The organism is Pseudomonadota bacterium, assembly GCA_039193195.1.
Lineage (GTDB): Bacteria > Pseudomonadota > Gammaproteobacteria > Steroidobacterales > JBCBZW01 > JBCBZW01.
The window spans coordinates 15,273-29,322 of the sequence record JBCCWS010000012.1; the positions used below are offsets into that span (position 1 = coordinate 15,273).

Annotated in this window: 13 protein-coding genes; 7 read left to right on the forward strand and 6 right to left on the reverse strand. The window is 61.4% G+C overall.

The window, feature by feature from the left end; all coding sequences use genetic code 11:
• The first annotated feature begins 25 nt into the window (after positions 1-25).
• The 3 genes from AAGA68_11940 to AAGA68_11950 all read left to right on the forward strand — a co-directional run bounded on the left by AAGA68_11940 (position 26) and on the right by AAGA68_11950 (position 3,863).
• Complete coding sequence (locus AAGA68_11940; protein MEM9385765.1) at positions 26-688, forward strand: proprotein convertase P-domain-containing protein; 663 nt, start codon at positions 26-28, stop codon at positions 686-688.
• Between the two features lie 461 nt (positions 689-1,149).
• On the forward strand, positions 1,150-2,361 hold the full coding sequence (locus AAGA68_11945) for a hypothetical protein (protein ID MEM9385766.1): 1,212 nt from the start codon (positions 1,150-1,152) through the stop codon (positions 2,359-2,361).
• A gap of 17 nt (positions 2,362-2,378) precedes the next feature.
• Positions 2,379-3,863 carry a hypothetical protein gene (locus tag AAGA68_11950; protein MEM9385767.1) on the forward strand — a complete coding sequence of 495 codons (1,485 nt, stop codon included), beginning with the start codon at positions 2,379-2,381 and terminating at the stop codon, positions 3,861-3,863.
• Positions 3,864-3,920: 57 nt separating this feature from the next.
• Here the strand turns inward: AAGA68_11950 and AAGA68_11955 are convergent, their stop codons facing one another.
• From AAGA68_11955 to AAGA68_11970, 4 genes are all read right to left on the reverse strand, one after another.
• The gene (locus AAGA68_11955) at positions 3,921-7,163 is read right to left on the reverse strand and encodes an error-prone DNA polymerase (GenBank protein MEM9385768.1); all 3,243 of its coding nucleotides are present in this window, start codon (positions 7,161-7,163) and stop codon (positions 3,921-3,923) included.
• Positions 7,164-7,340: 177 nt separating this feature from the next.
• A complete protein-coding gene (locus tag AAGA68_11960; GenBank protein MEM9385769.1) occupies positions 7,341-8,015 on the reverse strand; it encodes a hypothetical protein in 675 nt (224 codons plus the stop codon).
• The gene (locus tag AAGA68_11965; protein ID MEM9385770.1) at positions 7,987-8,235 is read right to left on the reverse strand and encodes a hypothetical protein; all 249 of its coding nucleotides are present in this window, start codon (positions 8,233-8,235) and stop codon (positions 7,987-7,989) included. Before AAGA68_11965 ends, AAGA68_11960 begins: the two co-directional genes overlap by 29 nt.
• 4 nt (positions 8,236-8,239) lie before the next feature.
• Positions 8,240-8,494: a DUF2147 domain-containing protein gene (locus AAGA68_11970; GenBank protein MEM9385771.1), complete on the reverse strand. Its 255-nt coding sequence runs from the start codon at positions 8,492-8,494 to the stop codon at positions 8,240-8,242.
• Positions 8,495-8,807: 313 nt separating this feature from the next.
• On the opposite strand from AAGA68_11970, the gene AAGA68_11975 reads away from it, so the two are divergent.
• Positions 8,808-9,401 carry a TetR/AcrR family transcriptional regulator gene (locus AAGA68_11975; GenBank protein MEM9385772.1) on the forward strand — a complete coding sequence of 198 codons (594 nt, stop codon included), beginning with the start codon at positions 8,808-8,810 and terminating at the stop codon, positions 9,399-9,401.
• A gap of 106 nt (positions 9,402-9,507) precedes the next feature.
• Here the strand turns inward: AAGA68_11975 and AAGA68_11980 are convergent, their stop codons facing one another.
• Positions 9,508-9,963, reverse strand: a complete 456-nt coding sequence (locus tag AAGA68_11980; protein ID MEM9385773.1) for a DUF2147 domain-containing protein — start codon at positions 9,961-9,963, stop codon at positions 9,508-9,510.
• A gap of 396 nt (positions 9,964-10,359) precedes the next feature.
• On the opposite strand from AAGA68_11980, the gene AAGA68_11985 reads away from it, so the two are divergent.
• From AAGA68_11985 to AAGA68_11995, 3 genes are all read left to right on the forward strand, one after another.
• On the forward strand, positions 10,360-10,683 hold the full coding sequence (locus AAGA68_11985) for a helix-turn-helix domain-containing protein (protein MEM9385774.1): 324 nt from the start codon (positions 10,360-10,362) through the stop codon (positions 10,681-10,683).
• A gap of 160 nt (positions 10,684-10,843) precedes the next feature.
• Entirely contained in the window at positions 10,844-11,329 is a 486-nt protein-coding gene (locus tag AAGA68_11990; protein ID MEM9385775.1) for a MipA/OmpV family protein, read from the forward strand.
• A gap of 202 nt (positions 11,330-11,531) precedes the next feature.
• Positions 11,532-12,350, forward strand: coding sequence for a DUF5694 domain-containing protein (locus AAGA68_11995; protein MEM9385776.1), 819 nt, complete (start codon positions 11,532-11,534; stop codon positions 12,348-12,350).
• 46 nt (positions 12,351-12,396) lie between these two features.
• Here AAGA68_11995 and AAGA68_12000 read toward each other — a convergent pair whose 3' ends face one another.
• Positions 12,397-13,515, reverse strand: coding sequence for an AI-2E family transporter (locus tag AAGA68_12000; protein MEM9385777.1), 1,119 nt, complete (start codon positions 13,513-13,515; stop codon positions 12,397-12,399).
• Positions 13,516-14,050: the final 535 nt, after the last annotated feature.

Genomic DNA, 14,050 nt, shown 5'->3' on the forward strand with positions numbered 1-14,050 from the left:
CGATAAGAACCATGGACGGACCATCGTGAAACTCAACGCTCTCGGCGCCGCCGCAGCCGCACTACTGCTCCCGCTGTCGGGATTCGCAGTTACCACCGGCTTTTACCAAACCGAGGTCGGGCTAGGCCTGGATATTCCCGACAACACTCCGGCTGGGATCACTAGCACCATCGAAGCGATTGCGGGTGATACGCTGCTCGGGTTTGTGCCGGAATCGGGCGGGCTCATCGAAGACGTGGAGGTGGTGATCAGTCTCGACCACACCTTCATCGGCGACCTGATCATCACCCTGACCTCGCCCGAAGGCACCGAGATTACCCTTCTGGACCGCCCCTCCGGTGATGCTGCCTTCGACAGTTCAAATCTCGATGGCCAGTCCTTTATCTATTTCACCGACCGCTCGATCGTTGACGCGGACACCGCTGGCGCGGGCTGCGGTACCGATGACATCGTCGGCTTGGACTGCCAGGGAATCTTCGCTCCCGTAGACGTCACAACGGCCCTCGCCGGCGAAAATCTTCTCGGCGTGTGGACCCTGACGGTCTCGGACAACGCCCTCATCGACACGGGCGACCTAAACGGTTGGTACATCGAGATCGACTTCACGCCCGTTCCACTGCCCGCCAGTGCTTGGATGCTCATCGCAGCACTGGGCGGCTTGGGCATGATGCGCCGTCGCCGCGGGTAGTTCTCTCGCGCCGGGAGCCGCCAGCCTCCTATCGAATGCCTAGCACGAAGGCCGCCGTCGAGCGGCCTTTTTGCTTTTTGCCGAATAAATAGAAGACATGCGCATCGCATGCGGGTGTACCGGCTTCGACCCGCCTTAGAATCGCTGCCAACCGACACCCCTGCACACGAGCTCGGCCGGAGCGTGCGGACGCTAGCGTCCGTGCGTAACACTCCGTCAGCACTCTGTTGCTAGCTCATTTGCCTTCCGAGCTTCCTTGAAATGCGAAGGCAGCCACACCCAAGGCACTAAACAGGAAGAACTCGGGACCGAAGAGCTCTCGGCACTTTTGGGCCTTCTCAGGAGGGAAATCGGTGCTCGAGCTTGACAGATGCCGCGCTAGCTCTGGGAAAGCGTGCATGCGGACGGATCTCGCTCACCCAGAACCGCCGGGTATTCACAACGCAACGGGGACCTAGGAAGTGCAGGTAAAGCTTGAGGAAGATTCACTGGCCGAACTCGCCTACCAGTCGAGGCTTGGGCTGTTTGCGAGTGTCATGACGGACGGGCCGGAACTACTTAAAGACGCGCTTCACTGGGCGCTAGCACAACCCGATGACCCGCCTGAGCCCGAAGAAGGTATGCAGAAGCGGCGGACGGACTATCGCATACTCACGACCTTTGGCCAGTCGTTAAAGAAGTGTGGTGACGAACTCTTTGGCACCGTGGCCAAGCCCCGGAGCGAAGAGAACTCACCTGAGATCAAGATTCTTCTGCTAGACCCTCTCTGCGAACTGTCTCGCCTCAGGGAGGGTGAGCTAAAGGACAACAATCTGGACATCAAGCTCGGATTGATGCAGATCTTCAGTGCCCTTCGAGATAACAAGCACGTCGACCACAGCCTAATACCCGCAGATCTCGGTGACGGTGACGTCAACGCCTACGCGCGAACGATCCAAGATCTTGGCAAAGATGTAAATGTTTTTCTTCGCTTTTATCAGACCATGCCGAGTGGCATCAGCTACTTCTTCAAGGATCTACTCATCAAAGGGTTTACTCCCTTCAGAGTTGCTTCCAAGCAGTCGGTATGGGACATCATCGTCAATCACTTAGATCGCGATGATGACCGCTACGATCACTTCTCACGCGAATTTGATCGAATGTGGACCGATGGATCCTACACGGATCCCGGGGGCGCCCCGCCGAGCGGGTACAACATCTTCATTTCGCATACTTTCCCAAGAGGAGAAGACCAACACCTGCGGGAGGCTGGAATGATCCGACTGCAGGAACTGAGGTCGCTCATAGAGAGCTGGATGCCTGCACCCGAGTCTGATCGTGCCCGCGCGACATCTGTGGTCTACCTCAGCGCCGATGACTATCGGAACCAGGACTGGACCCTTCGACTACCAAGTGAAATGCGGCAAGCCTCTATCCAAATCATGATACTAGAGGAGGGTCAAGACCAGCTATCGGAGTACCAAGCGATGGAGCTAGGACACTTCTGGGTGGGTAACAAGGCCATCATTCCTCTTCAAATAGGCAGCAGGTCGATCGACAGCGAGGTGCTTCGAGCGAAATCCCCTGTTCACTGGAGCGGACATACATCGGATCAGACTGCGATGAGAGCCCTGCGCGAGAGAATCTTCGAAGCGCTGAAGAAGACTCCCGGGGCAACAGTATTCGATAACTGAAGAGTTTCGGGAGCTCAATGAGCAAGCAGCTTTATAGTGACGTGGCTTTCCTGACAAGCCAGGATGCCTACGTAGCGATGGAGCAGGATCTTCGAGCAGCTAGGAGCCTGTCGCTCACGTCTCTGCAGCTCGACCCTCCGGAGACTGGTACCGGTGCGAAATACAAGCTCGCGTACTTTCAGGCCGTTGATACCCTCATCGCGGACAGATCAGTCGGCTCGAAACCCGTGCGTCGCCTCACCGTTGTCTCGCCAGGGAGACTCGTTGGCATTCGGGCCAGCGTGGCGCGAAGTCTCAGCAGCAACCACTACCAGCTGCGCGAGCTAATTTTGGCCTCAGGCACAACGATATGGAACTTGCAGATTTTCGAGGGATCCGCGCTCTACCTGATGGATCCCGAGGTTTCGCAGGACAATGCCAACACCTACATTCGGCACGTGCGTATTGCGTATCACCAACGTTGGGCCGACGTATTCACTCACTTCCAGCGCCTGTATGACTCTTACTGGGAAGGTCGCGTCCCCGGTGTCGGGACTGAACCTCTCAAGACAGGAGCAGGGATCACTAGACGACTGGATGAGCTTGCGGAGGTGGAGCCGTTCCGCGATACAAGATCAGACGCGCGACGTCCAGTGCTGTTACGGCTGGAGGATGTTGATACACCTGAAGGATTCGAGAGCTGCACGACAGTCCCAGACGTTGGTGCCGCAGTCGAAACCTTGCTGACGAAGATACGAAGGCACGAATACCGCGATCTAATCCCCTACCCAGCATCCGATCTGAAGGAGCGAGTCTCGCGAGGCTCGACCGCTCTTCTTTTCGATCCAAGTGGAGAAGAGCTGCTAAGCCACATCAGCCTCAAGCCACTCCTAAACCCAGAAATTGCACGTGGGCTTGCATCGCTTGCTTGTCTTGATGGTGCCTTCGAGGTCTTCGAGATGGCGACCGGTTGGACTCACCCGAGCGTACGAGGGCGTGGATTCAGCAGTCGCTTGCGGAGAAATCTACTGCGTTCGATGCGTAGCCCCAATAGGGTCTTTGTGGGTTTTTGCAGAGGTCTCGGTGCGTCACCTGTGTTGCAGCGTCTGCGCTGGAAGTGCATTCCGTGGGATCAATTTCCGTACGTTAGCTCGCTAATCGGGTGGCGAGAGTCAGGAGCGTTCTACAAGACCGGGATCGGACTGCTGAGTCGTTGCCAAGAACCGTTCAACCAAGAATCCAGAACGTTCGAGATGACCCGTAAGACCGATCCCGATTACTTAGCGGATTGGCAAGGACGCGTTCACTTCTGGTGCAACTCCGAACATGACTCGCGGCGAATAGACGACCATCTCCGTAGCGTTGTTTCACTTTACGCCAACTCTCCTGAACTCCCAAATGAGCTAGGCAACTGCGCGTCTGCGATAGAACTCTGGCGAGCGATGATTAAGGTCGGAATACCCGAACGCCCAGAGTTGGCTGCCGCAGCCTATGCGGCACCTGATAAGCAGGCTTTACGCTAGTCAGCGAACGCAGCGGCCTTAATCAGCAGGCGCGCGTCACGGATAACCCACTTAGGATCATCGGAAGTCTCGCGACCGCGCCGTCAAGCCACCGAGGAGGTGGCTGACGTCCTCCAGGCGCCGCGCAACCACGTGCAACACCTTACCCTCGCGCTGTACCGTACCGATCACACACAGTAGCCGTGAGCCTAGCAACTCCCGCCGTTGACGCTGCGCAATCGACGGCCACACCACGATGTTCATTCCCCCGCTATCATCTTCTAAGGTCACGAAGGTGACTCCACTCGCCGTAGCCGGTCGCTGACGCGACACCACCAAGCCCGCCACGCGCACCAACGTGTGCTTCTCCAGGTCCCACAGGCTATCGCCACGGCGCACGCCACGCGCCTCCAACTGCTTACGGATCAGGGCTACGGGATGGGCACGCAAGGAGAGCCCCACACTCGCGTAGTCCGCCACCACGTCTTCTCCGATGCGGGGCGTCCGTAGCAGCGGCTCGCCCTCACTAGCCGCAGGCACATCCAACGGGGTGGGCTCCGCCACCCCCGCCACCTCCCACCGGGCCAGATGGCGATTTCCGCTGAGACCGCTCAGCGCTCCGGCGCCCGCCAAGGCGTGGAGAGCCTTCTGATCCAACCCTGCACGACGCGCCAGATCCTGCACATCACGAAACGGCCGCCGGCAACGCGCCTCAACGATGGCCTGGGCGGATACTTCCGGCAGACCTTTCACCATTCGTAGCCCCAGGCGCATTGCAGGTCCCTTCGCACCCGTCGGCAGGATGACAGGTGCCCCGTTTTCCTGTGGATCAATTTGGGGCGGCGCTCTGACGCCCGTTCGGTGGGCCGTGTTAGCCGTGATGGCGCCGCGCGCCTCTAGCACGCAATCCCACCCGCTCACGTGCACGTCCACGGGTCGCACCTCCACCCCGTGGCGCACGGCGTCCTGCACCAGCTGCGAAGGCGCGTAGAAGCCCATCGGTTGGCTGTTGAGGAGGGCCGCAGCAAAGGCCGCCGGCTCGTAGCGCTTAAGCCATGCTGAGACGTACACCAGTAGTGAGAAACTGGCCGCATGCGACTCGGGAAAACCGTATTCCCCAAAGCCCATGATCTGCTTGAACACCTGCTCGGCGAAGGCCTCGTCGTAGCCACGCTCGCGCATGCCGTCCATGAGCTTGGCCTGAAACGGCTCCAAGCCCCCGCGCCGCTTCCACGCTGCCATCGCCCGGCGCAGCTGATCCGCCTCGCCCGGCGTGAAGCCCGCCGCCACCACGGCCAGCTCCATCACCTGCTCCTGGAAGATGGGCACACCTAAGGTACGCGATAGCACATCGCGTACGGCATCACTCGGATAGCTCACGGGCTCCAAACCATCGCGTCGACGCAGGTAGGGGTGCACCATGTCGCCCTGGATAGGCCCGGGCCGTACGATCGCCACCTCGATGACCAAGTCGTAGAAGCGCCGCGGCTTCAGGCGCGGCAGCATACTCATCTGGGCTCGCGATTCGATCTGAAACACGCCCACCGTGTCCGCCTGGCAGATCATGTCGTAGACCTTGGGATCCTCCGCCGGCACGTTGTGCAGGCCAAGATCGCCGCCGCGCCAGCCGTTCACCATCTCGAAGGCGCGTCGGATGGCCGTAAGCATGCCAAGGCCGAGCACGTCCACCTTGAGCAGGCCTAGGTCTTCGAGATCATCCTTGTCCCACTGGATGACCGTGCGCTCGTCCATGGCGGCATTCTCGACCGGCACCAACTCCGCCAAGGGCCCTCGAGAGATGACGAAGCCCCCCACGTGCTGGGAGAGATGGCGGGGAAAGCCGAGCAGCTGCCCCACCAACACGAGGAGGCGACGGATCACGGCGGATGCCGGATCGAAGCCCGCCTCGCGGATGTTGGAGTCGTCTACCGTGCCCTGCCAACGATCGACGGTGCGCGCCAGGCGATCCACCTGCAGGAGATCCAGGCCCAAGGCCTTACCCACATCACGGACGGCGCTGCGCGCGCGATAGGAGATCACCGTGGCGGCCAGCGCTGCGCGGCCTCGCCCGTACTTGCGGTAGAGATACTGGATCACCAGCTCACGCCGCTCATGCTCGAAGTCGACGTCGATATCCGGCGGCTCGTTACGCTCCTTGGAGATGAAGCGTTCGAAGAGCATGTTCGAACGCGAGGGATCGACGGAGATGATACCGAGGCAGTAGCAAACGGCAGAGTTAGCTGCCGAGCCACGCCCCTGGCAGAGGATGCGCTGGCTGCGAGCGAAGCGCACTACGTCGTGCACCGTAAGGAAGAAGGGCTCGTAGCGAAGTTCCGCGATGAGTTCCAGCTCCCGCTTGATCTGGCTCATCACATCGTCCGGAACGCCCTCGGGCCAACGCTCGCGCATACCGTCTCGGGTCAGCTTGCGTAGGTGACTGGTGGGCGTTTCGCCCTCGGGCACGAGTTCGGCGGGGTACTCGTAGCGCAGCTCATCGAGGGAGAAGCGACAGCGCTCGGCGATGGCCACGCTCTCGCGCAGCAGGCGCGCGGGGTAGAAGCGCTGTAAGGACTGCATCGGGCGCAGATGACGCTCGCCGTTCGGGAACAGAGCATCACCGGCCTCGGCGACGGGAGTGCCGAGGCGGATGGCGGTCATCGTGTCCTGCAGGGCGCGGCGACTGCGCACGTGCATGTGCACGTCGCCGGCAGCAGTGAGGGGCAATGCCAGCGTGTGGCCCAGAGCCTTCAGGGTGGCGAGGCGCTCGCGATCGTCGCCGAAGGCGTGGAGTTCGACGGTGATCCACAGGCGCGCCGGGAAGCGCTCGCGTAGCCAGCGACCGGTGAGCTCGGCAGCGGCATCGACGCGCGCTGGTGGGACCCAGAGGGCGAGGCATTCGTCGAGGTCGGCGTGCGCGTCGCCTAGATCGTCCTGCAGCAGCTCGTAGTCCCCCTTCTTCGCACGGCGTCGGGTGCGAGTGATCAGGCGACACAGCTGACCGTAGCCACGGCGAGTGGTGGCGAGGAGGATGAGGCGCAGCGGCAGATACTCGTCCTCCGCGCGCGGCGTTGTGCGAAGCTCGCTGCCAACGATGATAGCGAGATCGGTCTCCTTCGCGGCCGTGTGCGCGCGCACGATGCCGGCCACGGAGCACTCGTCGGTAATGGCGAGCGCACGGTACCCGAGGGCAGCCGCCTGACGTACGAGTTCCTCAGGCTGCGAGGCGCCGCGCAGGAAGCTGAAGCTGGTAATGCAGTGGAGCTCGGCGTAAGCGGGCGCTGCCTCGGCGGCAGCGCTGCTCCTGCGTGGCGGTGGGGACACGGGTTCGACTCGTCACTCATGGACGATCTTTATACTGGTTATCTAACCAGTATCACAAGGCGAAACACATTGGCCGAGATAGCGTCCAAGCGATCGCCGCCTGCAGCCTCCGTTATTATCGTCAAGCCGAGGACAAGGCGGAGCGACGCCCGCTTCGCTCCACCACAAACACGTGGCCTACGATGGCCCGAGCTGGTTCAACAGTTCGAGGCTATCTGCCCAAAGGTCCGCCCCGGCCTCCGCTCCTCTCGCCAATGCGGAAGGCTGGACATCGATCAAGGCCTGGTCACGCACACACAGGTATCCGCCGTTACACGCCGGCGACCGATGACCAAGCAACACATCCGCGTAAGCCGCCGCCGCCGCTTCCAAGGTGCTCGTGCGATCAGCTGGCATCAGTAGGGGCACGATACGCTTGACCACTGCCGCGAGCAGCGGTGGGAACTCGCGCGCCAATCGCGTACTCGGTACGAACCCAGGGTCGAAACTCGCCGAGCAGAGCTTGGGGAATCGCCTAGCGATTTCCTTCGCCATAACGATGCAACACAGCTTCGATGCGGTGTAGGCTCGCCCCGCAGCACGCGGCCCAAAGCGATCTCGCTCAGGATCACGATGCGGATACGCCAGCCACTCGGCGTCCGCGTGACGCGGGGCTGGTGTGGGGGTCTTCTCCGCAGGATCATGCGTGCCGCTTCCGGTCATGGCCACGATGGCCTGGTCAGTCAACTGTTCGCGCAAGCACTGAAAGAGCAAGAAGTGGGAGAGAAAATTCACTTGGAAGCTGCGCTCGATGCCATCCTCCGTGAACCCGATGTTCGGGGCGTTAACCCCGTGCGTTGAGTCCAAGGCCACAGACGGGCACGCCCGCGAGCTCTCCGCAAAAGCGTCGCACGCTCGCGAGAGACTCAAGATTGAGGGGCAGCACCCTCACCTGCCCGCCCGCCAGCGCGTCCGCCGCAGCCGCTGATCGCGCACCCACGATGATCGGGTTCGCAACGCACTCGCGAATCCTCGCCAGTGCAACGGCACCGAATCCGCTGGTCACGCCCGTGAGGACGTAAGCTGATTCCATGTTGTTACTCCGGCTCGCTCTGCGCGGCAGGATACGCAGGGCTTCGATAGCCAGCGCTCGGCAGCGGTGCGTTCGCAGGGTAGCGAGGAAGGGTCGCAGTGCGTCCGAGTAGGGAGACTCCCACGAATCCGCGCATCTTCAAGTCACCTTCTCGAAGCCAAAGCTTGCCTCGGTAGGTACGGCCGTTGTCTGGCGCGTACACCCGACCGCCGATCCAACGGCTCTGACCGTCGAAGCGAAATCCACTTAGGAAAGGCACCCAAGCAGATTCCGCCCCCGGAGGCTCTGCACCGGATTCGCCGTATCGATTGGGACAGTCGCGCTCCAGCCCACCCGACCGCAGACCGATCCATCATCATGCGCGTAGATCTCTACGATGCGATCGCGGTCAGGGTTCCAGTAGAGTCCTAAGATACCGTCGGCTTGCGGCGCGCCTACGACGGCAGGCATGAGCACTAGATGGGACAGAAAAGCGATGACGAGACGCACAGCAAATCCTTGATAACAAAATATACATTTTGTCATTTAAAGATCGCTTGCACGTAAAAAGCAAGTGATCTACCGGTATTCCAATGAAAAAGACACGTCGACAAAACGACACTTCCGTAACGCGCCGCGCGATCGAACAGGAAGCAGCGAGGCTGATGGCCGTGGAGGGTGTAGCGGCACTCAACTTGTCCAGAATTGCCGATTCGCTGCAGATGACCCACGGCAATATCTATCGACACTTCCCGTCGAAGGGCGCTCTAGCTGCCGAAGTGGCCGCGCAGTGGATGGTGCAGATGCGAACCGCCTGCGAGAAGGCTGTCGCGCGAAAACGGACCGTGCGCTCACGCTTGCTCGCCCTGGTGTTGACGATCCGCGAACAACTCATGCTGCGCGCTGACGATGATGACGCCCTCTCAGTCTACGAGTTCGTCCTGAAGCACAAACCCGCGGAGGCGCTCGCCCATCATGGACACCGACAGCAACTGGTCGCCACGATCATGCACCAGGCGGGCTGGCCCCGAACCGACCACACCGCAGCCCAGGCCGATGCCATCCTGGATGGCCTGCGATTCTTCACAGACCCCTACGCCATCTCCCTAAACGCAGGTATCGATTTATCCGCGCGCCTTGAATCCCTCGTGGAACTACTGAGTGATTACATCGAGCGCAAGACCTAGTGGCGACGTCCAACGAGCTCCACCACGGCATCGGCTACCGCGATGACCGACAGGACGCCACGCAGGCAGACGCATCGATGCGAGTTCAGCACGCACCGGCGTGTTGCTATTGGCTAGCAGCCGACGGCGACGGCTCAGCCACCCGCGTCCAGCGCTGCGTTCGACCGAACATGGGCGCACCGACGTAGCCACGCACCTCAAGCGTTCGACGGTCCAGCAGCTGCAGGCGTGACTTGTACTCTTTTCCTAAGTCCGGGTCGTAGATCCGCCCGCCTACCCAACGTTTGCCCTTAAAGCGATAGCCGTAGATCAGCCGCAAATCTAGGAGGGGACGGGTGCGCAGGGCCGGGTCCGGGTTGTTCACATCAAGGGCATCAGGTCTCAAGCCGGCGGGCGCACCGATGATCACGCCGAAGTACTCATCGCCACTGCGCACGATTCGAATCCAGCCGTCTCCATCCTCATTCAGCCAAACCCCTAGGATACGCTCGGAGAGGGGGCTGCCTGTAGCCGTCCCCTGGTCGTCCGCCAGCGCGTCCCCCGCTAACCCCGAGGCGTGCATAACAGCAAGGCAAGGACACGCGTAAGCGACCATTCTGTGGAGTTGATCATGCTCTTTACCTTTGACTATCTAAACTATAGTGACTCCTGATATAGCACTAATAAGGATCGAGAAAGTCATCGTTCCGACCAGACATGAGGTGGCCGGTGAATTCAGCGCGGAATCGCTGCCGAGGCAGCAGTGCGGAGGAGCGGGTTGACAGGGCACGACTGGAAAGCCGCAATCAGCCCGTCAGTGTCTGTAGTCGCGTTACGCACACACGACTTGGCCGTGTCTCGATTGGCGCTTCACCGGTCGAGGCCGGGCCGCTGATACGCTCCTGAGCTATGGCACTATGTAGCACGAGGGCGACACGTCTCGACGCCAAGATCGGGAGTGCGCCTGAGGAGTGACTCCATGTACAACAACAAGTGCCCCGTCGGCCGCACCATGAACGTGATCGGCGAACGGTGGACCGTGATGCTGCTACGCGACCTCCTGCTCAATCCGACCCGGCGCTTCCAAGACTTTCTCAACGGCCACGATGGCCTCTCGCCCAATACCCTCTCCGCACGTCTGAAGTGGCTCGAGGAACAGGGCATTGTCGAACGCTACTTCTACGAGGAGCGCCCACCCCGCGCCGACTACCGTTTGACCAAAAAGGGAAAGGAGCTAGGTCCCGTGCTGCTCGCGATGAGGCGCTGGGGTGAGAAGCACTCGGCACCCGTTACGCCCGACTGAAACCGAACGATATCGTCGCTCGTGCTTTAACTATAGTTTTCGGAGTAGTTCTCAAATTAATAGCTACTGGTTGATCTCAAGAACTACGACACTCACGCATAGAAAAGGCCCGACAAGACGCCTGCTGGCCTGCACAGCGGCCGCGGCAATTGCCGTGGGCATGACCCAGAGCGGATGGGCTCAACAACCATCAGCGCAGGCAGCACCTGCCTCCAACGCGAGCGACTTCATCGCCGTGGGCGCCGCACAGATCCTGGAGTACGAAGGTGCTGATGCCAGTCGCATCGTTCCCTTCGTTGCCGGTCGCCTGCCGCTGTTCGGTCGCCAACTGGAGATTGACGGGCTGCAGCTGCGCTACGACCTACTCGACTCCCCCGTGTGGCGAGCCGGACCGGGGATCAGCGCGACCATTCCCCGAGGCGATACTGCCGATTCGAACGCCGTCGCACTGCTGCCCTCGATTGGGGTTGGCTTAGAACTGGGCGCCTACGCCGGGTTCAGAATTCCCTTCAGCGCGGCCAAGGAGGGCGCCCTCTCCGGCTACCTATTCGCCCGGCGCGATATGGCCAGCGCCCATGACGGTTGGTTGGTCACGGCCGACATGGCACGCGCAATCGATCGGCTTGCAAGGAAGCCGAGGTGCTAAAGAGGCGGCATGGGCTGGCAAGCAACGCTCCGGACAACGCCGTTCCCACCCATAGGGCCGTTCCACACTCCATCCCCAGACACCGGGAGGTCGCGCGGCCTCCCCACGGTCGCCGCCGCGTGACCACTCCTGCGAGGATTCCAACCCCTAGGTGCGCGCTGACATCCAACGCAGTTTCATCCAGTCGAGGGACACGCGAGTGATGCAGCGCACACCTAACTCTCTGACCGTCATGCTGACCCTCATCGCCAGCGTCGCGATCATGCCCACCGCCTTCGCCGAGAACGCCGAAGCGCCCGCCCAAGTCATGCTCATCGGCGTCTGGCACTTCGCCAACCCTGGCTTGGACATGGTGAAGACCGACGTCATCGACGTGGCCACCGACGAGAACCAGGCCTACCTCGAGGGACTCACGGACCGTCTCGCCGAATTCGCTCCCACCGCCGTGCTGCTCGAATTCGACCCCGCTGACCAACAGAAGATGCAGGCGCGCTACAACGACTACCGTGCGGGCAACGTCGAGCTAGGGATCAACGAGATCTATCAGCTCGGCTTCCGCATCGCGCATAAATCCGATCTCAACGAGATCCACAGCTTCGACGAGCGCACGGTGCAGTGGCTGGCCGAGCCCATGATGGCGCGCATGGAAAGCCTGCCGGCCCGCAAAGCGGAGTTCGAAGGCCTCATCGAGACGATAGGTAAGGATATCGCCGAACAACATCGGACGATGACCATGGCGCAGCTACTGCGTGTGCACAACTCACAGGAGGAAGATCGCCGCAACAAGGATCTATACCTGCGATTCAACGACGTCGGCGTGGGCGAGGATTTCTCCGGTGCCGACGCCACTGCGAGCTGGTGGCATCGCAACTTCCGCATGTACGCGCACATCCAGCACCACGCCACTCCCGGCGAACGCGTGCTGGTGATCGCCGGCCAGGGCCATACGGCCATCCTGCGCGACTTGCTAGATCTCGACTCCCTACGCGAGGCGGTCGCTTTCGATCCCTACATCGATTGATGCCCTGCGGCGGCGGGTGATGACACCGGCTGCGTCGCCGCTCGATTCAGTCTTCACGTCGCTCGGCGGCCTTGCGCACTTCCTGCCCCGGCGCCGCCGGAAGGGTCATCGCGCCGTGGAACTGCGGCGTGCGACGATAGATATCCAGCACCGTGACCAGCACTCCGGCCAGCACGGGACCGAGGATAATGCCGACGGGACCGAAGGCGCCCAGGCCGCCGAGGGTACTGATCAGAATCATCAGGTCGGACATCTTCGTGTCGCTACCGACCAGGCGCGGGCGCAAAATGTTGTCGATGGTGCCGACCACCAGGCCACCCCAAAGCAGCAGACCAACGCCGGCCATCAACTCTCCCTGGGCGATGAGATAGATACCCGCTGGCGCCCAGATGATTGGCGGCCCCACCAGAGGCATCGCCGACACCGGCACCACCAAGGCACCCCAGAAAGCCGCACCCTCGAGGCCAGCCACCTCGAAGCCGATCCCCACCAACAGCCCCTGCACGAGGCCGATGATCAGGATGCCCTTCAAGGTTGCACGGGTGACCGAAAGGCCCTTGTGGATGATGTGCTCGCGGTCCTTCTCCGTGAGGGGCAGGTTGCGCAGGAGTTCATCGAACATCGACGGCCCCCACATGAGGAAGAAAAACATGGCGTAGACCATGATGAACTGCTTGAAGATGAAGCCGACCGTGCCTTGTGTCGCCTTGCTCACGTACTGCACAAGGAAACGTCCCGCTGTCCCTACCCACTGCGCGAGTTGCTCGATGGCGCGGTTGGTGAAGGGTTGGAGCTGCTCGGGAATGGTGAGCCATGCCGGCAGGTTGGCAAGCACCTCATCGGGATTGCGCACGCGCTCCTCTACCCAGGGCAAGGCGACCTGCCCCACTCGCACCGCCTCTACGGCGACGAGGGAGAACAGGGCGAGCAGCGGCAGGCCAAGCCCCACCGCGGAAATGAGCAGAACGAGGGCGGAAGCCAGCGCCTCACGGCCGCCCACTGCCTTCAGTACGCGCTGGTAAAGCGGGTGGAGCATGACGCTCAGCACTGCGGCCGTCGCCAGCGTCAGCATGAAGGGGCGGATCATGCCCAGGAAGGCGACTAGGGCCAGCACCACCAACACCACGATAAAAGCGTTGCGATGATCGCGCGCGGGGGTCTGCATGCGCGGGGAGTCCTCTCAAGCGATGGAATGCGAGCGCCAAGCCTAGCAGCTCTTGCGCCTAGTGGGCCGCTTGGTAAATGAGGTAGCGCTCAGTCTGCGTAGGGGCAGCGTCAGCAAGGCGCGTAGCGCAGCCAATGGCATCGCCATTGGCAAGCGATGCAACGCCGCGGACGCTGCCCCTGGGCAGACCCGAAGGGCGAGTAGCACCTTATTTACCAAGCGGCCCACTAGCGCCCCAGATGAGGCCGAGTGCACAACACAATCAGTTCTCCTTCCAATCCCATGCGTACAACATGAAGGGCTGCGCGGCTTCGGGGTCTTCGGTCCCTGCGAACAGGCGGTGCGCCGCATGGTTGTCAGGCTGCATGCCGACCCACCCGTAGGTACATCGACGGGGGCGGCCGCAGCGAGCACAGCGTGCGTAAGACGCCGCCCAATGCCTCGCTGGCGATAAGCATCGGCGACGTCGATTCCATTCAGAAATAACTGCGGGCCTTGTCCGGATGAAAGTACTCAAAGGAGGAACACATGCCGA